Here is a 20,915-nt window from a genome sequence, read left to right as displayed (position 1 = left end):
ACACGTTGCTGAGGAGCATCAGATGGTGCTGCATCCCACCGGGCCGGACACCCCGGGCCCCTGGCCGACCAAGCCTGTGGCCGAGTTCGACGAACGCGACTTCCGGCACTGGCTGGTCAACCGGCTCAGCGAGTATCTCCAGCGCCCCGCCGACGAGATCGGCGCGCACACCCCCTTCGCGGAGTACGGCCTGGACTCGGTGGCGGCGCTCAGCCTCTACGGAGACATCGAGGAGGAGTTCGGCCTGTTCCTCGAACCGACCGTCGCCTGGGACCACCCCACGGCCGACGATCTGGCCCACCACCTCGCCGAAGAGTTCACCAAGGCCGGCGGCGAGCATCGGGAGGTATGACCATGGGCCGTCCATCGGGCCCGTCCCGGCACCCGGTCGCGGTGGTGGGTCTGGACTGCAGATTCCCGGGTGCGCCCGGGCCGGACGCGTACTGGCAGCTGCTGATGAGCGGGGCGAACGCGATCGGTGAACGCCCCGCCTCGCGCGGCCCGTCCGCCGTGCCGGGCGGCTTCCTCTCCGACGCCGACGCCTTCGACCGGTCCTTCTTCGCTGTCCCCACCGCCGAGGCGAGTGCGATGGACCCGCAGCAGAGGCTGCTCCTCGAATGCTCCTGGCGGGCCATCGAGGACGCCGGAATGTCCCCGACCCGGCTCGCCGGCGGCTCGGTGGGCACCTATGTGGGCTGCATGTCCGACGACTGGATGCGGCTCAGCATTGCCGCGCCCAACGGGGTCACCCCGCGCACCGGCACCGGCAGCGGCCGCTCCATGCTCGCCAACCGTGTCTCCTACCAGCTCGATCTGCGCGGCCCCAGCCTCACCGTGGACACCGCGTGCTCCTCGTCCCTGGTCGCCGTGCATCTCGCCTGCACCGCGCTGCGTGCCGGGGAGTGCGACCTCGCGCTGGCCGGCGGCGTCAACATCGTGGTCGGCCCGGTGCTCGACGAGATCTACGCCCAGGCCGGACTCGCCGCCCCCGACGGTCGGTGCAAACCCTTCTCCGCCGCGGCGGACGGCATCGGCCGCGGCGAGGGCGTCGGCGTGGTCGCGCTGCGGCTGCTGGAGGACGCGGTGCGCGACGGCGATCCCGTCCACGCGGTGATCCTCGGCAGCGCCGTCAACCAGGACGGCCGCAGCAACGGCATCATGGCCCCGCACCGCGCCTCCCAGCGCGAGGTGATCGCCACCGCCTGCCGCCGGGCTGGGGTCGCCCCCCAGGACATCCGCTTCATCGAGGCCCACGGCACCGGCACCCCGCTCGGCGACCAGATCGAAGTGCTCTCGCTCGGCGACGTGTTCCGTGACACCCAGGGCGTACGGAAATGGCCCCTGGCGATCGGCGCGGTCAAGGGCGCCATCGGCCACACCGAGGGCGCGGCCGGAATGGCCGGCCTGATCAAGACCGTACTGTCGCTGCGGCACGGCGTAGTGCCGCGCAGCCCCGCGTACGGCGAGGAGAACCCGCGGCTCGGTCTGGCCCGCCGCTCCATGGAGCTGATCACCGAGCCGCTCGAACTGCCCGCCGACGGCTGCCGCGCGGGAGTCTCCAGCTTCGGCATGGGCGGTACCAATGCCCATGTGGTGCTCGAAACCGCACCGCGGAGCGCCGCACCGGCCGCCGAATCCGGCCCGTGCGCAGGGGTCTTCACGTTGTCCGCCGACACCCCCCGCGCGCTGCGCCGCAATCTGCGCATCCAGGCCGTCGACGTCGCGGGCCGCACCGGCGAGGAGCTCGCCCGGCTGTGCTGGACCAGCAACCGGTCCCGGGCCGCCCTGCCCTACCGCTTCGCCACCGCGGCCGACAGCACCGAGGAACTCGCATCGCGGCTGTTCGCCGGGGCCGAGCTGGAGACCGAGTACGCCGAGGCCGCCGAAGAACCGGTCCTTGCCTTCGCGTTCACCGGACAGGGCGCCCAGTACCCGAGGATGACCGCCGGACTCTACGAAGGCTCGAGCGTCTACCGGACCTTCCTGGAAGAGGCGTCCAAGGCACTGCAGCCGTACACCGTCACCCCCGTCCACGAGGCGATCCTCGCCGGGGACCCGGTCATCCACCGGACCGGCACCACCCAGCCCGCCCTGTTCGCCGTGGAGTACGCCCTGGCCCGCACCCTGATGGAACTCGGGGTGCGGCCCGCCGCGGTCATCGGGCACAGCATCGGCGAGTTCGCGGCCGCCGTCGTCGCCGAGGCGCTGGACCTCGCGGACGCGGCCAGGCTCGTCGCCGTACGCGGCGCCTTTATGCAGCAACTGCCCGAAGGCGGCGGGATGCTGGCCACCAGGGCCCGCCCCGCGGAGGCCGCCGCCCTGGTCGCGGACGAGCCCACCGTCGGCATCGGCGCGCTCAACGGGCCCGGGGCGACCGTGCTCTCCGGCGACCTCTCAGCCCTCGGCCGAATCCGGGCCCGGCTTGAGGAGCGCGGCCTGGCCTGCACCCCGCTCAAGGTCTCGCACGCCTTTCACTCGCCGCTGATGACGCCCATGCTGGGCCGCTTCGAACGGGTCGCCTCACGCATCCCGGGCGGGCGGCCGCGGCTCCCCTTCCACTCGACGGTACGCGGCAGACTCCTCGCGCCCGGCGAGGAACTGGACGCCGCCTACTGGACGGAACACGTCTCGGCGACCGTACGATTCGAAGACGCCGTCACCTCACTGTGCGGCCGGCCGCCCACCCATGTCGTCGAGATCGGGCCGGGGCCGGTGCTCAGCAATCTGCTCCGGCGGATCGGTGCCGCCCGCGACATCCCCGCCCTCGGCGTCTGCCGGGGCGAGGACTCCGGGCCGCGGGAGGTCGGCGAACTCCTCGCCCGGCTGCACCAGGACGGACTCGACCCCGCCTGGGACACCTTCTACCCGGACGCCGAGAAGCGGGCCGTGCGGATGCCTGCCCATGCCTTCTCCACCGAGTGGCGGTCCTGGCACCAGCAGCTGACCGTCCCCGCCCCCGACGCCCGGCCGGCGGGCGCGCCCGCCACCGGGCCCGATCCCGACCGGGTGCGCCAGGGGGTGCGTGAGGCCGTCGCCACGGTCAGGGGCGGCCGCCACGACGAACTCGACGACGGCCTGCGCTTCTACGACGATCTCGGCTTCGACTCCGTGATGCTGATGGAGCTCAAGTACCGGCTGGAGGAGCGGTTCCCGGAGATCGGTGAACTGTCCATGCCTCAGATGCTCCCCAGCCTGGTCAGCGTCGAGTCCCTGATCGGCTATCTGAGCGAGCAGCTCAACGCGGCGGTGGCACCATGACCTGGCCCGCAAGCGGCCGCGTCGGGCCCGTCCGGCTGGCAGGGATCGGCACCGCCCTGCCCGGCGAGCCGGTCGACAACACCGCGCTGGCGCGGCGGCTCGGCATCGCCGCGGAGTGGGTGGAGACGTTCATCGGCACCAGGACCCGGCACTTCGCACGCGACCTCGACGGCGGCACCGTCCGCTGGACCCTGGAGGACCTGTGCACCGACGCCGCCGACCGGGCGCTGGCCGACGCCGGGGCGGACCCCGACGACGTGGCCTTCGTCGTGCTGGCCACCGCGACCCCGGACGCACTGATGCCGACGACGGCCACGCTGGTCGCCGACCGGCTCGGCATCGACCAAGTGCCCGTCTACCAGCTCCAGTCCGGCTGCACGGGCGCGGTGCAGGCGCTGGCGCTCGCCTCGGCCCTGATCGCGTGCGGGCCGAGCGGCGGAAGGCCGGTGGGCCTGGTGATCGGCGGCGACGTCTGCAGCAAACACCTCGATCTGCACCAGGACTTCCGGGAGTTGCCGCTCTCCCAGCTCGTCAACTACGTCCTGTTCGGCGACGGCGCGGGAGCTGTCGCCCTCAGCCGTGAACCGGGTACCTCCCGGGCCGTGCTGACCCGGGCCGACCACTGGGTCAGCGGCCTCGGCCGCGCGCCGGGACAGCGCGTCGAGTGGTTCGGACTGGCCGACCGCCATACGGACCTGCCTGCCGTGACGGAGGACTACAAGGCCGTCGAGACCACGGTCCCCGTCATGTCCCAGGAGGTCCTCGACACCCTGCTCGACACCCTGGGCTGGCCCGCCGCGACCCTCGGCCATGTCCTTCCGCCACAGCTCAGCGGCAGGATGACCGAGCGCATCACGAGGGGTCTGCGGCAGGGCCTCGAGTGGGAGGAGGTCTCCTGTGTCGCGGACACCGGAAACAACGGAAACGCGCTGGTCTTCTTCCAGCTGGAGCGGCTCCTGCCGCGGCTGGGGGCAGGCGGGCGGGCCCTCGGCATCGCGATCGAGTCCAGCAAATGGATCAAGGCCGGCTTCGCAGTGGAGGCGACGGAATGAGCGCGCGAGGCGAAGCACAGCAGGAGTTGCGTGCCCTCCACGAAGCGGGCCGGCTGGCCCACGCGTACCCTCAAGTCCCCGCGCTGCTCGCCCGGCTCGACGACGACGCACCCGACGACGACGCCCTCGATCACGCGGGACGGCTGCTCGCCCGGCTGAGCCCTGCCGATGTGCTCACCGCCCACCCCGGAACCCCGGCCGTGCGCGTCGCGGTGACCGGGCGCTCCACCACCGCCGGACTCGTGCCTGCGCTCACCGCCCAGCTCGCCCGGCACGGCCTGCTGCTGATCCCGTACGCGGCGGGCAGCGGCGGCTATGTCCAGGACCTCGCCGACCCGGCATCCGCCGTGTACGCACACCGGCCGGACCTCACCCTGTGTGTCCTGGACCCGCTGACTGTCTGGGACCGGGTGCGACCACCCTGGCAGCCCTACGGCGTGGCCCTCGAAGCGGAACGGCAGCGGCTGCTGCTGGCCGAACTCGCCGGCACCCACGCCGCACACGCCCCCGAGGGGTCCACCTTCGTACTGAACACCGTGCCGCTGCTGCGGCGCTTCACCCACCAGCTGACCGGACTCGCGCAGCGGGCCGAACTGGGCGCGATCTGGCGGGAGTTCAACGCCGACCTGCTACGGATGTCCGATCCGGCGGCGGGCCTGGCCGTACTCGACCTGGAGCCGCTGACCGCGTCGGGGGTGCGCGCCGACGATCCGCGTCTGGGCGCGTACGCCGATGCGCACTGCACCGCCGGGCTGCTGGCCGGATACGCCCGCGAGGCCGCCCACCTCGCCAGGGCGCAGCGCGGCGACGCCAAGAAGTGCCTGGTCCTCGACCTCGACGGCACCCTGTGGGACGGCATACTCGCCGAGGATGGGCCCGAGCGGGTGCGCGCCGCCGACTCGCTGCGCGCGGGCGCGTTCGCGGGCTTCCGGCGGACCGTCGAGCAGCTCGCCTCGCAGGGCGTGCTGCTCGCGGTGTGCAGCAAGAACGACCCGGAGCCGGTCGCCCGGGCCCTGGCCGCCCACCCGGACTGGCCGCTGAGCACCGACGACTTCGTCTCCATCGTCGCCGACTGGGGCTCCAAGGCCGAGGGCGTCCACAAGATCGCGGCCGGTCTGGGCATCTCGCCGTCGGCCGTCGTCTTCGCCGACGACAGCGCCTTCGAGCGGGAGGTCGTACGGGCGGGAGCGCCGGGGGCCGCCGTCGTACCCCTGGACGGCGAGCCCGCTCTCCACGGCGAACGCCTGCTGGTCGACGGCTGGTTCGACGTGCCGTCGGTCACCGAGGAGGACCGCGGCCGGGCCGCGCGCTACCGGGAACGCGAACAGCGCGACCGGCGCCGGGCGGACGCGAAGGACTACCAGAGCTTCCTGCGCGACCTCGGCATCGAGGTCGACGTCGGCCCCGCTCAAAGCCATGAGACCGCCAGAATCGCCCAGTTGAGCCTGCGCACCAACCGCTTCAACCTCACCGGGACGCGGCTGACTGCGGCACAGATCCAGTGCCTCGCCGAGGCCCCGGAGGCGCTCGTACTCGCCGTGCGCGCCGCCGACCGCTTCGGCGACGACGGAGTGGTCGGCGCGGTCTTCGCCCGCATCGACGGCGCCGGACTGCATCTGGAGAACATGGTCGTCAGCTGCCGGGTGCTGGGCCGCGGCATCGAGGACGCAGTACTGGCCGGGCTGCTGTACGCCGCCCGGGACGCCGGACTGCCCGCCGTGCACGCGCTGTGGCGGCAGGGCGCGGCCAACGAGGCGCAGCGCGCGTTCTGTCCGGCACACGGCTTCGAGACGACATCTCAGACCGGTTGCGCGATTTGCTACCGGCACGCGCTGGAGCAACTTCCGCCCGTCCCTTCCCATGTGCGGCTGAGGCTGCGCCTCGCGCACGACCGGGCACAGGAGGTGGAGTCATGCACACCGTCGTCGATCTGATCTCACTCGCCAACGAACACCTGGGCACCGACCTGGAACCGGCGGACGCCGGACGCGAACTGGCCGAGCTGCCCTGCTGGGACTCGGTCCATCTACTGCGCCTGGTCACCCTGATCGAACAGGAGCTGGGCAGGCCGGTCCCGGTCGCCGAGATGCTTCAGGCTCGCAGCCTCAGCGAGATCTGGACCGCAGCGGTGGGGACATGACCGTGTCCGGGGACCGGGCCAGGCGCCATACGCGCTACTTCCTCAGCTGGGCGCGGGCCGCCGCCCCCGTCCACCTGGGCGCCGACGTCGACATGACCCGCGTCGAGGAGCACCGGGCCGCCGGGCACGCGGCGGGCCGGCGGTACTCGGTGGTGAGCTATCTGCTGTACGCCGCCGGACGGATCGTCGCCCGGCACCCCGAGGCCCGCGCGATGGCGCGCGGCGTGCTGTGGCCGCGCACCGCGCCGCTGCCGGATGTCGCGGCCAAGCTCGCACTCGACCGCAGGACCGAGGGCGGCGAGCGCGTTGTGCTCACCGCCGTGCTGCCGCGCATCGACGTGGCGGCCCTTACGGAGATCCAGGATTTGGTGGACCTGTGCCGCGAGAGCGACCCGTACGACCTGCCAGGCGCCGCGGCGGTGCGGCTGCTCAATCAGCTGCCGCCGCCCGTCGGGCAGTTGGCGTTCCGGCTCGGAGTACGCAGTCCGGCCACCAGGGCTCAGCGGCTCGGGACCTTCGCGGTGAGCTCGCTCGGGCACCGCGCTGTCGATGTCTTCCACTCCTACGGCGGCACGGCAATCACCTTCTGCGCGGGGCGGGTGGCCGACCGGGCCGTGGTGCGCGAGGGCCGGATCGTGGCAGCGCCGGTCATGCGCCTGGGACTGACCTTCGACCACAGAGTGCTCGACGGAGCTGCCGCGGCGGACGTACTCGACGGAGTGGTGAAGCGGCTGGAGGGCTGGCATGGTGATCTTTCCGGGACCCGTGACGAACCCCGCGACGGAGCAGGGATTCGCCCGACCCGTGCGGGTGACCGGCCCCGAGGGCCCCTGGGAGCAGGTCCGTGACGCGGTACGGGAGTACGGCAGCGTGGTCGTCCACGCCCAACTCGACGACTGGCTGCCCGCCGACCTGGACGCGCCCGAACTGCGCCCGCTGCTCGGCCGCGACTACGCCCGTTTCGCCGCCATGACGCACTATCAGATCCGATCCCGTTTCGTGGCGTCCAGGCTGCTGCTCAAACATGTCGCCTGCGCGATCATCGAGGCATCCCCGCAGTCCGTCGAGCTCGCCTACAAGCCGGGCGGACGCCCGTATCTGCGCGGCCTCGACCAGATCGACATCAGCCTCAGCCACACCGAGACACTGCTCCTGGTCGGGCTGACCCGCCGCGGCTGGATCGGCGTGGACGCCGAACTCAGAGACCGGCCGATGCTCGGACTCGGCACCGAGAACCAGGTGTGTACGCCGCACGAGCGCGAGGCCCTCGCGCAGATCGCCGACGAGCGGCGCAACGGCGCGCTGGTGCGTCTGTGGACGCTGAAGGAGGCTTACAGCAAGGCGATCGGTCAGGGCATGCGGTTCCGCTTCACGGAGTTCGGCTTCGGGCCGCAGGAGCGCAAGGTGCAGGTCCTGAGACCGGACGGGTCGCGCGGCACCGGCGACGAATGGACCTTCCACACCTGCTTGGTGGACCGCCGGTACACGGTGAGCGTGGCCCTGTTCGACGCGGGCTTCGGTGACACCAGCGACACCGCCGCGTCCACCATGCTCGACGCCGGCCTCATGGAGGCGCTGGCGAACACCGGGCCGGACGAGGCACCGACATGACGATCACGACAGAGGTCTGTGTGGTGGGCGGCGGGCCCGGCGGCCGCGCGCTCGCCCTCGCGCTGGTGCGCCTGGGCCGGCAGGTGGTCCTGCTGGAACAGCGCAGGGGCGGAGCGCGTGCTTTCCGCGGCGAGTCGGTGTCGCCCGACGGAGTGCGGCTGCTCGCCGGACTCGACGTACTGGACCGGGTGCGCCGACACACCCACCAAGTGCACCGTCTCGAGATCGCCGACGGCGGCTCCCGGGTACTCGACGTACGCTTCGAGACCTTCCCGTACGCCTACCGCCACCCGGTCGAGCTGGCCCAGCCGGTGCTGCTGTCGGCGCTGGCCGACGCGGCCGAAGAGCGCGGCGGCTGCACCGTACTCGAACCCGCCTGTGCTGTCGGGCTGCTGCGGGACGGCGGCGCGGTACGCGGAGTGCTCGCCAAGACCCCTGACGGGATGGTGGAGATACGGGCCGATGTGACGGTCGGCGCGGACGGCAGGTACAGCGCCGTACGCCGGATGTCCGGCCTCGTCGCCGCGCGCACTCCGCTGGAGCGTGACGTGATCTGGCTGAAGCTGCCGTTCCCGGCCGCCTGGGACCGGCGGACCTACCGGGTGAGGATCAGCGCGGGCCGCCACGGGCTCTTCCTGCCCAGCACCGACGGCACCCTGCGGGTCGGCCTCAACATCCCCAAGGGCGGGCTGCGCGAGCTGCGTTCGGGCGGCATCGGACAGCTGCACGCCCGGCTCGCGGAGCTCGCCCCCGAGCTGGAGCGGGAAGCGGCCGAGGGCATCCGCGGCTGGTCCGACACCCATCTGCTCGACATCTTCACCACCGACGTGCGGCGCTGGTCGGCCCCCGGAGTCGTCCTGCTCGGCGACGCCGCGCACACCCTCTCGCCCATCCTCGGCCAGGGCGTCAACCACGCCCTGGCCGACGCGGTCGCCCTCGCCCCGCTGCTCGCCCGCGCGCTCGATACGCCCCGCAGCGGACGCGGGGCCGCGCTCGCCGCCGCCGTGCTCGCCTTCCAGCGGGACAGGGAGGGCGCGGTGCGCCGCTCCCGGGGGCTGCAACTGCGCCAGGAGCGGATGTTCAGCCTCTCCGCACCGCCGGCCGTGGCCCTGCGGCGCACTGTCTATCGCGCACTGAACGCCAGCCCCGCACTCCAGCGCAGGGTGCTCGCCCCCGCCTACTTCCCCGGCCGGCAGACCGACCCCGGCGCACGGCCCACCAGGACGGAGCAGCGGACATGAACGGCACACCGCCCGGACCCGAACTCCCGGAGCTGCGCCGTTATGTGCTGCTGCACGCCCGCGCACAGGGACTCGCCCCCGCACGCTGCCGCGAGCTGCTGGAGAAGGTGGCCACCGCGCACGGGGGCAGCCACGACTCCTGGCCCGCCGTCTGGAGCCGCGCCGGCGACCGGCTCGCTGGACGCGGCCGACAGCTGGAGGCCTGCCGCCACTACGGCCTCGCCCGCTTCCCGTACGCGGCGGTGGACGATGTCGTCCGCCGCCGCGCGCAGCTGCTCTGCGTCCAGTCCTTCGACCAGTGGCGCCGGGCGCGAGCCGGCCTCGACCGCATCGACATCGCCCTGCCCGAGGGCCGGTTCGCCTGCTGGACGGCCGGACTCTCGGCGGCACAGCCGCGTCCGCTGATCGTCGTCATGGGCGGCATCGTCAGCGTCAAGGAACAGTGGGCCCCGATCCTGGCGCGTGCCGACGCCCTCGGCGTGGCCCTTGCGGTCACCGAGATGCCCGGCGTCGGCGAGAACACCCTGCCGTACCGCGCGGACAGCCACCGCATGCTCACTGCCCTGCTCGACACGGTCGCCGACCGGGCCGACGTACGGCGTACCTACGCGATCGCGCTGAGCTTCGGCGGCCATCTGGCACTGCGCACGGCCCTGGTCGATGAGCGCGTGGGCGGGGTGGCCACGGTGGGCGCGCCGCTGCGCCACTTCTTCCTGGACCGGGACTGGCAGCGCCGCGTCCCGCAGACCACGGTGCTCACGCTTGCGCACCTCATCGGCTGCGCGCCGGGCGATGTCTTCGACGCCGTACGCGAATGGGCGCTGTCCGAGGACGAGTTGGGGCGGCTGGACATTCCGGTGACATACGCGGCCGCCCTGCGCGACGACATCGTGCCGCTCACCGAGACGGCCGAGCTGCTGCGCGACCGCACGGCCCGGCGGGACGTACTGCTCCTTGACGACGAACACGGCGCGCCCGCCCAGCTCGGCCGGGTCCGCGTCGCCCTGCTGCGCGCGGCGTTGCGCACGGTGGGCGCGCGTCCCCTGCCAAGGGCGGCGCTCGGCGCGGTCGGCGGCGTACAGCGACTGCTGAGCAGGAGAGGACGGCTGACGGCATGAGCGCACGCGGAACCTTCAGGCCCTTGTCGGGGCTCCGCCCCGAACCCCGCGCCTCAAACGCCGACGGGGCTGGTACGGCCGGGTGGACCTACCACGACCCCGTGGGGCGCGCCCTCAGCGGCGCGGTCGGGGTGGCCGCGCTGGTCGCCGGCGCGCGGGTCGGCGGGGCCCGCAGCCGGGTGCTGTGGACGACCGCGGTGCTCCCCGACATCGCCCTGCTGTACGGCATCGAGGCCGCCCCGGACTTCGAGCGCCTGCCGGGCTACGCCGTACGCCCCTACAACATCCTGCACTCGCCCGCCGTACCCGCCGCCTTGCTCACCCTCGCGGCCGTCACCCGCAGCCGGCGCACGGCCGTCGCAGGCCTCGGCTGGCTCGGGCACATCGCCGTCGACCGGGCCTTCGGATACGGGCCGCGCAGGCCCAACGGGCTGCGGTACTGAACTTCCGTAGCCTCAGTCCCAGTTCACCGGCAGCGACTCCAGCCGGTTGACGAGCAGCCCGGTGTGCATCCGGACCTCGTCCACCGGCACGGCGAGACGCAGATCCGGGAACCGGCGGGCCAGCGCGGACAGCGCGATCTGCAGCTCGGCCCGGGCAAGAGGCGCGCCCAGGCAGTAGTGCGGGCCGTGCCCGAAGGCCAGATGCGGGGCGCCCCGGCGGGCGGGCTCGAAGCGGTCCGCGTCGGGGAACCGGCTCTCGTCCCGGTTGGCGGAGCAGATCGCCCCGATGACCGCGCTGCCGGCCGGCACCGTCGTGCCCGCCACCTCGATGTCGGCGGTGGTGACCCGGAGCGGACCGCCGTCCCCGATGGGGTTGATCCGCAGCAACTCCTCCACGAGCGTGGCCAGCGCGGCGGGAGCCGCGGGCACCAGGCCCATGCCGCCGCGGTGCCGCAGCAGCGTGAACACGGAGGTGCCCAGCACCCCGACCGTCGTCTCGTGCCCGGCGATCAGCAGCGTCATCGCCATGGTGATCAGCTCGTGCTCAGTCAGCGGCCCTTCCTCGTCCCGGATCCCCACGAGCGCGCTGAGCAGATCGTCTCCCGGCCGCTGCCGCTTCTCGGCGAGAAGCTGCTGCAGATAGCCGACGAGCGCCAGCTTGCGCTCCAGCATCTGCTCGGGCGTGTGCGCGCTGAGTGACAGGATCGCGTCCGACCAGCCCCTGAACAGCTCCCGGTCGGCGAAGGGCACACCCAGCAGCTCGCAGATCACTGCGACGGGATACGGAAAGGCGAACGCCTCGTTGAAGTCGACGGGACCGCCGCCATGCTCCGCCATCCGCTCCAGCAGTCCGTCCGCCAGCTCCTGGATGCGCGGCCGCATCAGGTCAACCCGGCGCGCCGTAAAGGCACTCGACACCAGGGAGCGCAGCCGGGTGTGCTCGGGCGGGTCCATGGTGAACAGCCCGCCCGCGTCGAACGGAACGGCCGTGAGCCTGGGCGACTCGGGAAGCGTGGTGGCCGCTCTGCTGCACCGGACGTCGGAGAGCACGGTGCGTACATCGTCGTACCGGCTGAACAGATACGCTCCGTCACCGCTGGGCATCACGACGTCTGCCGCCGGAGTGTCACTGCGCAGCCGGGCGTACTCCTCGGGGATGTCGGTCGCCGAGCGGCGAGGGGGCGGATAGCTGCGCACCACGGAGTCCTGAGGCATGACCACACCGTCCGACCTGGTACTCGGGATGTGCTCGAGCTGGTGTTCAGTTCGACTCGGAGATGTATCCTCGCCTTCGCTGACGGCGGGCTGGGGGAGGCCGAGTGCTGCGTGAACCATCGGACATGATCAGAGTGGTCCTTGCCGAGGACATGCACATGGTTCGGGGGGCACTGGTTGCTCTGCTCAACCTCGAGGCCGACATCCAGATCGTGGCGGCGGTCGGTACGGGGCGGGACATCGTGCCCGCCGTGATGGCGCACGACCCGCATGTGGCGGTGCTCGACATCGATCTGCCTGGCATGGACGGCCTTTCCGCCGCCGCCGAGGTGCACGCGAGGCATCCGTCCTGCCGCACCCTGATGCTGACCGGCCTCGGCCGCCCGGGCAATCTGCGCCGGGCGCTGGAGGCCCAGGTGTCCGGGTTCATCCTCAAGGACGCACCGCCGAGCCAACTCGCCGACGCGATAAGACGGGTGGCGGTGGGGGAGCGGGTGATCGACCCGCAGCTGGCTCTCGACGCGTGGACGGCCAGGAACAATCCACTCACCGCCAGGGAGACCGAGGTGCTGCGGATGGCCGCGGACGGGGCGGAGGCCCCCGACATAGCGGGACGGCTGTACCTGACCGTCGGGACCGTACGGAACTATCTGACGACGGTCGTCACCAAACTGGGCGCGCGCAACCGCGTCGACGCGATCCGAATCGCGAGGGAGCAGGGCTGGCTCTGATACCGCCGCCCCCCGGATCAAGGATTCCGGTGCGGAGCATGCGGGCGCAGAGGCATTCAGACGGCGCTGCGCGTGCCGTCGTCGGACTTCCTGACCGGCTGGTCCACCAGCCGCCGAGGCCGGGGCACCCGACCGCTCGTCCCGAACTCCAGCGGCACCTTCGCCACCAGATGGAAGCAGCCGTCCTCCCATACGCAGGCGGTCAGTGCGCCGCCGATCGCGGTGACGCGGGCGGAGAGATTTCCGATGCCGCTTCCGTCGTACGACGACGGCTCGCCGAAGTGGGCGTCAACCCCGTCGTTGCGCACATGCAGTTGCACCGACCCGTCGCCCGTGCTGCGAGCCTCGATACGGCAGTGCCGCACGCTGCTGTGCCGCAGGATGTTGGTGATCCCTTCCCGCAGCACGGTCGCCAGGACCGTGCCCACCTGGTCGGGCAGGTCCACCAGTGTGCAGTCGACCTCGATGTCGATGCCGGCGGCGCAGAACACCGAGCGCGCCGACGCGAGTTCGGCGGGGAAGGACATGTCCCGGTAGCTGCGGGCGACCTGCCGGGTGTCGGCGAGCGCCTGCCGGGAGATCTCGAGCACCGTCGAGAGCTCTTCACGGGCCCTCGCCGGATGCTGGTCGACCAGCCGCAGTGTCAGCTCACTGCGCAGGGTGATCGCCGAGAGGCTGTATCCCAGCAGATCGTGCAGATCGCGGGCGAACCGCAGCCGCTCCTGTTCCACGGCGAGCCGGGCGATCTCCTCTTGCGCGCTGCGTAATTTGAGCACCATCTCGGAGAGCGCGGTCAGTCCGTAGACAAGACTCGCGACCATGACGGTGGAGATGCCGATATAGGCGACGTCGAGGTAGGTCTTGCCGGACCAGGCAGTGGTCAGGCTCATGGTGCTGACGACGGTGAGCCCTGCGGTCACCCATGACCCGGGTGACCGCAGGACCAGCAGCAGCGATCCCGCGAGAAAGCCGGTGATGCCCACCCATGCGGTGCCCATCAGCAGGATCGGGGGGTAGCTCAGTGTTACCTGGATGGCCAGGATCCAGTACTGCTGTCTGCGGCCCAGCCGCACCCGTCTGGGTGCCGAGAGGACCACCTGGCAGGCGAACATCCCGATCAGAGCCGCCGCGCCCACGAGGAGTTCGGCCAGACTCTGCTGCACCGTGAGCAGATGCAGGGTCGCAGCGGCCAGCACGCTGCCCAGAGCGACCAGCAGGATGCCCTGGGCGATCTTGGGAGCCAGACCCATGTCGTTTCCACCACGCCGAGGCATGGCCGGATCGCGGTGGTCCGGACGGTGCGAGTGCTGTCTCTCCTGGGTTCGATTCACGTCAAACATGTGACCCCCCGTTGCCGCCAAGCGTGCCTCGATCTTAGGCGAGCACCGCGGGGACGGGACTGTTATTACTAGACAAACAGCGGGATCGGGTTGAGTTGCTCAAACGTGATCGGGGTGGTCCTCCGGCCAAGACGCACGGGTACGTCGTAGAGCCGACCGCGGCCGAACCGCGCCCAGAAGTGGCGTAATCCGGGCACCAGCACCTTCACCGCCGGGAGTCCGAGATCGGGCCGCGTCTGGTCGAGGACCAGCATTTCCAAGCCGTGCGCGCGCAGCAGTTGCTCCGCGGCCCGGATGTCGTCGAGGAGGTCCGCGCGCAGCGTGTAGCCGTAGTCGGTGCGGCGCTTCGCGGGGACGCTCCGGTCAGAGCCCAGATAGGGCTGGTTGGCGAGGGTGCGGCGAGTGCACCAGTCGAGTAGTTCGGGGTCGTCGGAAGGCGTCTGCAGTACGGCGGGCAGCAGCTGGTTGAGCTCGGTGAGAGCACGCCGTAGCGCGATGCCGGGATCGAAGTGGCAGCCGAAGCCGAACATGATGTCCTCGGCCGGCTTGTCGGTACGGCGCGAGAGCGCGGCCATCGCCGGAATACCCAGGTCGGATGTGAGATCGAGAACCCAGAACTCCCGGTTGAGCGAGGCGTACTGGGCGTGCATCTCATCGATCCACGGGTCCGGGAAGGACTCCAGGTCGACCGCGGGCTGAGGGGTGCGGTTGTACCACCACAGGGCGACCGCATCCCGCTCGACGAGTTCGAAGAAGCCCTGCAGGATGGCGTCTTCGAGACTGCTGCCCGCCGCGTTGCCGTTGGAATCGGCCACTGTGAAGCACGGGCCCCGCGGGGGCGCCGGGGCAAAGTAGAGCATCCCGGTCGGCAGCAGCCGCTGTCTGCCGTGGGTGAGAGACCAGACCGGGGTCCAGTCGATTGGTACGTTCTCGTCGAACGGGTCGCAGATGTACTGGAAGGGCGGCTGTACGGCGTTCCACTGCAGACGGCCCGCGAACTGACGCTCGTGGTACAGCTGGCATTCATTGGGGTGGACCGCCTCGTCGCCCAGTTCCGTGAGACTGGCGCGGATCCGGGGTTCATCGCCGTGCAGCGTCGCGGAGTACCGTTCAACGGCCTCGCAGAGCGCACCGACCTTGGCATCCAGCGCGGTGACCCCCTTGCCGCCGCTCTGACTGCGCAGCCCGGAGCGGAACGCCGCGAGGCTGCCGCGGGTCAGTGCCGGATTGGCGCCCGAGTGATACGAGTTGAGGAAGTCGGGGCCGCCGGGCGCGCGCTGCAGCGAGCTGACGACCCCGGTGACCCTGCCGACCAGGTGCTCGTAGCGTTCAAGGACCTGCTCGGCCGTCAGGGCCCGGTGACCGTTTCCGGTGAGGGTCTTCTTGGGCCGCGAAGTGAGGGTGATGGGCTGCTGCACCCGGTCCCCGACCAGCTGTGGGTCCCCGCATTCAGGACACTGCGGGCGCTTTCCGACCGGGTGTGCCCGGATACTGAGCTGAAGAGTGTCCAGAACTCGTATGGCCGACTGGCTCTTGTCGCGGTATCCGGCAATCCACTTGGCCGCCTCCACGGCTATCGCCTGGAGTGCCAGTGAGCGGCTCGCGGCGATGGTCGCACGCGGCGGCGCCGGCGGCGAAGCCAGGCCGAGTGCGTCCCCGAGGTGCTGCTCCGGCTGGCGGTGGTGGCTCAGCCGGTGTGCCATACAGCTCCAGCAGGCCCCCTCGCCCGGCTGGAACACCGGCCCGATCCACGGTTCGACGCCGTGTGGTTTGGCCAGCAGCCACGGACGTCCGCTCTTGCGCTGTTCCTCGTCGATGTCCCGCAGCTGAGGCAGGAGATAGTCGTCGCACAGGACGACCGTCAGCTCACCGCCGCCGGGGCCGCTCAACGCGACCCCGGCGGTGCAGAAGGCGTCCCGGGCGGCGGGCCCGCCGATGGCGCCCAGGTCCAGCAACCGGACCCGGCCCTCGGTCAGAGCCCTTCCCGCATGCGTCGCCTCAAGGCCGGCGGCTTCCCAGAACGCCGTGGCGTCCAGGTCAGCCGAGTCGGCCTGAGGCGGCGCTGCGTACCCGGTGACCAGGTTCGCCTGCGTCAGCTTCCCCAGGAGACTGCCGAGTTCGGTCGGCGACAGCAGTCCCTGGGTGTCCCGCACAAGTGCGGACAGGTCCCTGCTGCCGTCCAGCAGAGGAGCGAGGGCCGCTACGGCCTCGCCCTCGATCGCGGTGACACCCTGTTCGGAGACCACATAGGTCCCCTCGCCAGGTACGACGGCGGTCGTGAGGTGTCTCCTGAACCCGATCCGTGGCCACAGGGAATCCATGTGTCCCTCACATGTGCAGGGTGCCGACGGCGCCCTGTCGGTCCGGCTCGGGTGCGAAGGTGGAGCAGATGCAGGGCTGAGGTGTCACGGGAACTGCGAACGCGGGGTCGATCTCTCCGGAGAAACTGAGGTTGATGATCGTCACTTCCGTGTCGGCATCAGCCGGCAGCGCGGGTATGGAGCTTTCCGGCGTGGTCGGAATGCCGAATTCGGCGAGAACATTGCGCGGCTCCAGCGCGTACCGCAGGGCGAGCTCAGGCTGTATGTAGCTGCGGGCGACGAGTTCGGCGAAACGCCAGTCGTGTTCCACGGAGCCTGTGCGGGCCTCTTGAGCTGCGGTTTCGCTGGACGCGTAACCAGACATCATGGTGCTCCCATCGTGATGTGAACGGTGCCGGGTCGTTTGTTTCCCGTGCGGATGTTCGGCTGCGCATACGAGAGCAGTGTGCTGTCGGGCAACTGGAATCCAACAGTGGACACGTCATCTCCCTGGATGTGAACATCTCATAGGCCCCAACTACGTGATCTCCATGCACGGCTTGTGACCTGGTCACTATTCCCGCCCCTGCGCTGCATGGGACTCTCCAGGAAACAGCTTTCGCCACAGCGCGGCTGTCCGACGGGGTAAGGAAAAGGCCATGCCTGACAGGGGGCGCACCATGCGCGTCGAAGTACTGGGAACTCTGCGCGGCGAGGCCGCGGGAGTCTCCGTGCTCCCCAGTGCCTCCAAACCACGGCAGATCTTCGCCCTTCTTGCCCTCAACGCGCAGCACATCGTGCCCGTCCCGGTCCTCATGGAGGAGCTCTGGGGCGCGGGACCGCCGCGCAGTGCGCCGACGACGCTGCAGACGTACATCCTTCAGCTGCGGCGCAGACTGCGCTCCGCGATCCCCGGGGCAACAGGCGTCTGCGACAAGAACGTGCTGGTGACACGGCACGGCGGCTATCTGCTCGACGCGGACCCCGCCGATGTCGACGCCCTGGAGTTCGACCGGCTCACCGGCACCGGCCACACCGCCTACGAGGTCGGCGACATGGCCGCGGCATCGCGCAATCTGACCGCGGCCCTGGAGCTGTGGCGCGGGCCCGCACTGGCCGACGTACCCCATGGACGCCACCTCGGCATCGAGGTGACCCGGCTGAAGGAGTGCCGGCTCGGGGCGCTGGAGCGGCGCATCGGCGCCGACCTGCGGCTCGGCCGGCACCGCGAAGTGCTCGGCGAGCTGTGCGCGTTGTGCGAACGGCACCCGCTCCACGAGAGTCTGCGGGCGCTGCAGATGCTGGCCTACTGCGCGGACGGCCGGTCATCCGATGCGCTGATCGCCTACAAGCGCCTTCGTGAAACCCTGGTCGAGGAGTTGGGCCTTGAGCCTTCTCCCCGTACACAGCGGCTTCACCAGGCAATCCTCCGAGGTGAGGAAGCCATGGATGCGTGGAGTGGTCCCGGGCGCCTGGGCAGTAACGGCCGGCTGACCGGCTGACGCGGCACCGTACAACCGCTCCATCTCACTCCACCTCCGATCAAGCGGCCTTCCAGTGGCGGTCGTGAGTATCGGGGCCGCGTAGTCGAGAACCGGTGCGGTGTGAGGAGGCGGCGTGAACCACTATCTCGCGGTGTCGCCCAGAATTATTGGGCTACCCGAGCCGGCGCTCCGGCTGTTCTGCTTTCATCACGCGGGCGCCGGAGCGCTGACCTTCGCCCGCTGGCGGGCCCGTTTCGCCGCCGATGTGCAGGTGCTTCCGGTGCGGCTGCCGGGCCGCGAGACCAGACTGCGGGAGCCGCGCATCGTCGACTCCGAGCAGCTGCTCGGTGAACTCGACACACACCTGGGCCCGTTGCTCGATGTACCGCACGCTTTCTACGGGCACAGCCTCGGCGCGCTGGTCGCCTACCGGTTCGCGCTGCGGCGCGCCCGCGGTGGGCACCGGCCGCCGCTCCTGGTCGGTGTCGGCGCCTGCGCCGCGCCCCATCTGCCCACGCCGCTCGTCGAGCAGCCGGATCTGCCCGACGACAGACTGCTGGCCGCGCTCGCGCGGTACGGCACCCTGCCGCCGTACCTCTTCGAGCGGCCCAAGTGGCTGAGCATCCTGCTCTCCACCATGCGCGACGACCTCCAGCTCGCCCGCAGTCTGCGGGACGGAGCCGGCGAGCGGCTGTCCAGCCCCCTGTATGCGTACGCGGGCGCCGAGGACAACGTCGCGACCGCCCAGGCGGTCGCCGAATGGAGCCGCTACACCAGCGCCGGCTTCGATCTTCGGACCGTTCCCGGCGGCCACTTCTTCGTACGTGACGCGCACCTGCCCACCTTGCTCGCGACAGAGCTGCGCCGTCTTGCCACACCTCATCCGATCACCTGAGCCTGAACGCCTCGAAGGGAGTAGCGGATATGGACATCAGAGTGCTGGGGCCCTGCCGGGTCGTCCAGTCGGGGGTTTCCGTTGTCCCCACTGCAGTCAAACCGCGCAAGGTCCTTGCCCTGCTCGCCATGCACCCCGACCAAGTGGTCTCAGTGGGCTCGCTGGTGGAGGAGCTGTGGGGCGAAGCACCGCCGCGTAGCGTCCAGACCACCTTGCAGACCTACATACTTCAGCTGCGCAATCTGATCGCCGCCTCCATTGGCGGGTCCCGCAGACCCGAGCTGCCGAACGGCGCCAAGAGCATCCTTGTCACCGAGTCGGGCGGCTATCTGCTCGACACCCAGGGCGGTGTGGTCGACGTCAGTGAGTACGAACGGCTCGCCGGGACCGGCCATCGCGCCCTGGAGAGCGGCAACTGCTCGGTGGCGTCCGACTCCTTCCGCAGGGCGCTCGCCCTGTGGCGCGGCCCCGCACTCGTCGACGTACAGTGCGGGGCGCTGCTGGAGATCGAGGCAACCCGGCTCGAGGAGTCGCGCCTGAGCATCCTCAACCAGCGCATCGAGGCGGATCTGCGGCTCGGCCGCCACCATGAACTGGTGGGCGAGCTCTCGGGTCTCGCCGCACAGCATCCGATGCACGAGGACACCCAGGGGCAGTTGATGCTCGCGCTCTACCGCTCCGGCCGGCGCGGCAACGCCCTCGAGGTGTACCAGCGGCTGCGTTCGGTGCTCTCCCAGGAGCTGGGGCTCGACCCGTCGCCCCGGCTCCAGCATCTGCAGCGCGCGATGCTGGAATCCTCGCTCGAACTGGAGATCCAGTCGGAGCCGGTGCGGGTGGGAGCGGGCGCGGGAGTGGGAGCGGGTGTCGAGCGCGCCCTGCGGGCGCGCTGAACGCTCACGCCCGATGGCCTGGAAGCCGCCGTCCACATGCACGATCACCCCGGTGGTGCGGGGGAACCAGCCGAAGAACAGCGCGACACAGGCCCGGGCAGGCGGTTTTGGGTCGGTGGAGTCCCGGCCGAGCGGGGCGCGCTGCGCCCACAGCGCGTCGGACGACTCGGCTCCGGGAATGCCCGGGCCGGCGAGGGTGCGGGCCGGCCCCGCCGCCACCGGATTGACGGTGACGCCTGTGGCCACCTCGGCCTGGGCGAGCGCGGCGGTGTGGAAGGGCCGGCGAGTAGTCGTTGAGCACGCCTGTCACCAGGATTCGCCGGCCCGCCGACAGCCCGTTCCTCATAGCCGTTACCCCATGGTCCGTCCTGGTCAAGGGTCACAGGTCCCACAGTCCCTTGCCCAGCGTGGTGAGCCCGCCGACCAGCGAAAGCAGCAGCACCATCGGCCGCGCCCGGCTCTCCGGCACCCGCTCCGCAAGCGCCTTCCCGATCACAGCGCCTGCCGCGATCCCGGCCGCGACCAGCAACCAGACCGGCGCAGTGAGCTGCGGCATGCCCTTGGCCGCAACGGAGAACCCGTTCACCACGACCCCATAGAACTGTGCGTTCGGCACGAACTCCCGTACCGTCCAGCCCGCATTCACCGCATACAAAGAGACCGCCGGGCCACCCACTCCGGCCGATGAGTTCATGAACCCGCTCGCCGCACCGGCGGCCAGCGCTCCTTTGGCGCCACCCAGAGCGGGCACCCGACAGCCTCGCATCACCAGCAGCACGGCCGCGCTCACCAGCACCCCCGTGCCGACCAGCAGTGTCGGCTCGGACAACCGGGCGGCCACCCAGGCCCCGGCCGGCACAGTGCAGGCGGCCCCGGCAACCAACGGCACCATCGTGGCCAGGCGGACCTCCCGCCAGCTGCCGACGAATCCGACCGCACTGATGGCACCGGCCCCGAAGTTCGCCAGCACCACACCCTCGGCCGGGCCGAGAAGCAGCACCAGAGCAGGCACCGCGACGAGCGCGAACCCGATCCCCGCCAGCCGCTGCACCGACGCGCCCAACAAGACGATGCCGCCCAGCAAGAGGTCGGCGGCCCAGCCACTTGCCACAGACGGCTCCTCGCGGGTGCTGTTCATGAGTGATCCCGCACAGCCCTTTACCCGCGGAGCGGGCACGATCACGATCCAACCGCCGC

19 protein-coding genes and 1 pseudogene are annotated in these 20,915 nt (G+C 71.0%); 14 read left to right on the top strand and 6 right to left on the bottom strand.

The genetic code is table 11. From position 1 onward, the window contains the following. Positions 1 to 22 precede the first annotated feature (22 nt). The 10 genes from ACWDO5_RS06865 (at position 23) to ACWDO5_RS06820 (ending at position 10,863) form a co-directional block, all read left to right on the top strand. Positions 23 to 352 (top strand): acyl carrier protein, encoded by a 330-nt coding sequence (locus ACWDO5_RS06865; RefSeq protein WP_450529031.1) that lies wholly within the window; start codon positions 23 to 25, stop codon positions 350 to 352. Between the two features lie 2 nt (positions 353 to 354). Then, a complete protein-coding gene (locus ACWDO5_RS06860) occupies positions 355 to 3,258 on the top strand; it encodes a type I polyketide synthase (RefSeq protein ID WP_450529029.1) in 2,904 nt (967 codons plus the stop codon). Beyond that, the gene (locus ACWDO5_RS06855; protein ID WP_450529027.1) at positions 3,255 to 4,310 is read left to right on the top strand and encodes a 3-oxoacyl-ACP synthase III family protein; all 1,056 of its coding nucleotides are present in this window, start codon (positions 3,255 to 3,257) and stop codon (positions 4,308 to 4,310) included. Before ACWDO5_RS06860 ends, ACWDO5_RS06855 begins: the two co-directional genes overlap by 4 nt. Beyond that, positions 4,307 to 6,244 carry an HAD-IIIC family phosphatase gene (locus ACWDO5_RS06850; RefSeq protein ID WP_450529025.1) on the top strand — a complete coding sequence of 646 codons (1,938 nt, stop codon included), beginning with the start codon at positions 4,307 to 4,309 and terminating at the stop codon, positions 6,242 to 6,244. The genes ACWDO5_RS06855 and ACWDO5_RS06850 overlap by 4 nt, the downstream gene beginning before the upstream one ends. Continuing rightward, the gene (locus ACWDO5_RS06845) at positions 6,223 to 6,450 is read left to right on the top strand and encodes a phosphopantetheine-binding protein (protein WP_450529024.1); all 228 of its coding nucleotides are present in this window, start codon (positions 6,223 to 6,225) and stop codon (positions 6,448 to 6,450) included. Before ACWDO5_RS06850 ends, ACWDO5_RS06845 begins: the two co-directional genes overlap by 22 nt. Next, on the top strand, positions 6,447 to 7,298 hold the full coding sequence (locus ACWDO5_RS06840) for a 2-oxo acid dehydrogenase subunit E2 (RefSeq protein WP_450529022.1): 852 nt from the start codon (positions 6,447 to 6,449) through the stop codon (positions 7,296 to 7,298). The genes ACWDO5_RS06845 and ACWDO5_RS06840 overlap by 4 nt, the downstream gene beginning before the upstream one ends. Next, positions 7,195 to 8,061 (top strand): 4'-phosphopantetheinyl transferase family protein, encoded by an 867-nt coding sequence (locus ACWDO5_RS06835; RefSeq protein WP_450529020.1) that lies wholly within the window; start codon positions 7,195 to 7,197, stop codon positions 8,059 to 8,061. Before ACWDO5_RS06840 ends, ACWDO5_RS06835 begins: the two co-directional genes overlap by 104 nt. Beyond that, positions 8,058 to 9,302 carry an FAD-dependent oxidoreductase gene (locus tag ACWDO5_RS06830; protein ID WP_450529018.1) on the top strand — a complete coding sequence of 415 codons (1,245 nt, stop codon included), beginning with the start codon at positions 8,058 to 8,060 and terminating at the stop codon, positions 9,300 to 9,302. The genes ACWDO5_RS06835 and ACWDO5_RS06830 overlap by 4 nt, the downstream gene beginning before the upstream one ends. Further along, a complete protein-coding gene (locus ACWDO5_RS06825; protein WP_450529016.1) occupies positions 9,299 to 10,420 on the top strand; it encodes an alpha/beta fold hydrolase in 1,122 nt (373 codons plus the stop codon). Before ACWDO5_RS06830 ends, ACWDO5_RS06825 begins: the two co-directional genes overlap by 4 nt. A 101-nt stretch (positions 10,421 to 10,521) precedes the next feature. Beyond that, a complete protein-coding gene (locus ACWDO5_RS06820) occupies positions 10,522 to 10,863 on the top strand; it encodes a DUF4260 family protein (RefSeq protein ID WP_450529014.1) in 342 nt (113 codons plus the stop codon). Positions 10,864 to 10,875: 12 nt separating this feature from the next. Here ACWDO5_RS06820 and ACWDO5_RS06815 read toward each other — a convergent pair whose 3' ends face one another. Beyond that, positions 10,876 to 12,078 carry a cytochrome P450 gene (locus ACWDO5_RS06815; RefSeq protein WP_450529012.1) on the bottom strand — a complete coding sequence of 401 codons (1,203 nt, stop codon included), beginning with the start codon at positions 12,076 to 12,078 and terminating at the stop codon, positions 10,876 to 10,878. Between the two features lie 125 nt (positions 12,079 to 12,203). Between ACWDO5_RS06815 and ACWDO5_RS06810 the strand changes: the two genes are divergently transcribed. Continuing rightward, the gene (locus ACWDO5_RS06810; protein WP_450529010.1) at positions 12,204 to 12,809 is read left to right on the top strand and encodes a response regulator transcription factor; all 606 of its coding nucleotides are present in this window, start codon (positions 12,204 to 12,206) and stop codon (positions 12,807 to 12,809) included. A 56-nt stretch (positions 12,810 to 12,865) separates the two neighbouring features. On the opposite strand, the gene ACWDO5_RS06805 is transcribed toward ACWDO5_RS06810, so the two are convergent. From ACWDO5_RS06805 to ACWDO5_RS06795, 3 genes are all read right to left on the bottom strand, one after another. Then, positions 12,866 to 14,059 (bottom strand): sensor histidine kinase, encoded by a 1,194-nt coding sequence (locus ACWDO5_RS06805; RefSeq protein WP_450529009.1) that lies wholly within the window; start codon positions 14,057 to 14,059, stop codon positions 12,866 to 12,868. Positions 14,060 to 14,217: 158 nt separating this feature from the next. Continuing rightward, positions 14,218 to 16,470, bottom strand: a complete 2,253-nt coding sequence (locus ACWDO5_RS06800) for a TOMM precursor leader peptide-binding protein (RefSeq protein ID WP_450529007.1) — start codon at positions 16,468 to 16,470, stop codon at positions 14,218 to 14,220. 7 nt (positions 16,471 to 16,477) lie between these two features. After that, positions 16,478 to 16,837 (bottom strand): hypothetical protein, encoded by a 360-nt coding sequence (locus tag ACWDO5_RS06795; protein ID WP_450529005.1) that lies wholly within the window; start codon positions 16,835 to 16,837, stop codon positions 16,478 to 16,480. A gap of 292 nt (positions 16,838 to 17,129) precedes the next feature. Here ACWDO5_RS06795 and ACWDO5_RS06790 point away from each other — a divergent pair, with 292 nt between their 5' ends. The 3 genes from ACWDO5_RS06790 to ACWDO5_RS06780 all read left to right on the top strand — a co-directional run bounded on the left by ACWDO5_RS06790 (position 17,130) and on the right by ACWDO5_RS06780 (position 19,718). Beyond that, positions 17,130 to 17,951 (top strand): AfsR/SARP family transcriptional regulator, encoded by an 822-nt coding sequence (locus ACWDO5_RS06790; protein ID WP_450529080.1) that lies wholly within the window; start codon positions 17,130 to 17,132, stop codon positions 17,949 to 17,951. Positions 17,952 to 18,066: 115 nt separating this feature from the next. Continuing rightward, positions 18,067 to 18,828: a thioesterase II family protein gene (locus ACWDO5_RS06785; protein ID WP_450529004.1), complete on the top strand. Its 762-nt coding sequence runs from the start codon at positions 18,067 to 18,069 to the stop codon at positions 18,826 to 18,828. 29 nt (positions 18,829 to 18,857) lie between these two features. After that, positions 18,858 to 19,718: an AfsR/SARP family transcriptional regulator gene (locus tag ACWDO5_RS06780; protein ID WP_450529002.1), complete on the top strand. Its 861-nt coding sequence runs from the start codon at positions 18,858 to 18,860 to the stop codon at positions 19,716 to 19,718. A gap of 33 nt (positions 19,719 to 19,751) precedes the next feature. Here ACWDO5_RS06780 and ACWDO5_RS06775 read toward each other — a convergent pair. Then, positions 19,752 to 19,970: pseudogene (locus ACWDO5_RS06775) on the bottom strand (SDR family oxidoreductase); the annotation flags it as partial. A gap of 127 nt (positions 19,971 to 20,097) precedes the next feature. After that, entirely contained in the window at positions 20,098 to 20,856 is a 759-nt protein-coding gene (locus ACWDO5_RS06770; RefSeq protein WP_450529000.1) for a sulfite exporter TauE/SafE family protein, read from the bottom strand. Between the last annotated feature and the right edge of the window lie 59 nt (positions 20,857 to 20,915).

The sequence above is a fragment of the Streptomyces sp. NPDC000880 genome (assembly GCF_053599675.1).
This window is presented reverse-complemented; position numbering and strand designations above follow the sequence as displayed.

Excerpts from the sequence above, each read along its gene's own strand:
- ACWDO5_RS06860 (WP_450529029.1), top strand. The coding sequence starts at position 355 with ATGGGCCGTCCATCGGGCCCGTCCCGGCACCCGGTCGCGGTGGTGGGT.
- ACWDO5_RS06770 (WP_450529000.1), bottom strand. The coding sequence starts at position 20,856 with ATGAACAGCACCCGCGAGGAGCCGTCTGTGGCAAGTGGCTGGGCCGCC.
- ACWDO5_RS06790 (WP_450529080.1), top strand. The coding sequence starts at position 17,130 with ATGCGCGTCGAAGTACTGGGAACTCTGCGCGGCGAGGCCGCGGGAGTC.
- ACWDO5_RS06845 (WP_450529024.1), top strand. The coding sequence starts at position 6,223 with ATGCACACCGTCGTCGATCTGATCTCACTCGCCAACGAACACCTGGGC.
- ACWDO5_RS06840 (WP_450529022.1), top strand. The coding sequence starts at position 6,447 with ATGACCGTGTCCGGGGACCGGGCCAGGCGCCATACGCGCTACTTCCTC.
- ACWDO5_RS06825 (WP_450529016.1), top strand. The coding sequence starts at position 9,299 with ATGAACGGCACACCGCCCGGACCCGAACTCCCGGAGCTGCGCCGTTAT.
- ACWDO5_RS06805 (WP_450529009.1), bottom strand. The coding sequence starts at position 14,059 with ATGGGTCTGGCTCCCAAGATCGCCCAGGGCATCCTGCTGGTCGCTCTG.
- ACWDO5_RS06780 (WP_450529002.1), top strand. The coding sequence starts at position 18,858 with ATGGACATCAGAGTGCTGGGGCCCTGCCGGGTCGTCCAGTCGGGGGTT.
- ACWDO5_RS06850 (WP_450529025.1), top strand. The coding sequence starts at position 4,307 with ATGAGCGCGCGAGGCGAAGCACAGCAGGAGTTGCGTGCCCTCCACGAA.
- ACWDO5_RS06835 (WP_450529020.1), top strand. The coding sequence starts at position 7,195 with ATGGTGATCTTTCCGGGACCCGTGACGAACCCCGCGACGGAGCAGGGA.
- ACWDO5_RS06830 (WP_450529018.1), top strand. The coding sequence starts at position 8,058 with ATGACGATCACGACAGAGGTCTGTGTGGTGGGCGGCGGGCCCGGCGGC.
- ACWDO5_RS06810 (WP_450529010.1), top strand. The coding sequence starts at position 12,204 with ATGATCAGAGTGGTCCTTGCCGAGGACATGCACATGGTTCGGGGGGCA.
- ACWDO5_RS06800 (WP_450529007.1), bottom strand. The coding sequence starts at position 16,470 with ATGGATTCCCTGTGGCCACGGATCGGGTTCAGGAGACACCTCACGACC.
- ACWDO5_RS06815 (WP_450529012.1), bottom strand. The coding sequence starts at position 12,078 with ATGCCTCAGGACTCCGTGGTGCGCAGCTATCCGCCCCCTCGCCGCTCG.
- ACWDO5_RS06865 (WP_450529031.1), top strand. The coding sequence starts at position 23 with ATGGTGCTGCATCCCACCGGGCCGGACACCCCGGGCCCCTGGCCGACC.
- ACWDO5_RS06855 (WP_450529027.1), top strand. The coding sequence starts at position 3,255 with ATGACCTGGCCCGCAAGCGGCCGCGTCGGGCCCGTCCGGCTGGCAGGG.
- ACWDO5_RS06795 (WP_450529005.1), bottom strand. The coding sequence starts at position 16,837 with ATGATGTCTGGTTACGCGTCCAGCGAAACCGCAGCTCAAGAGGCCCGC.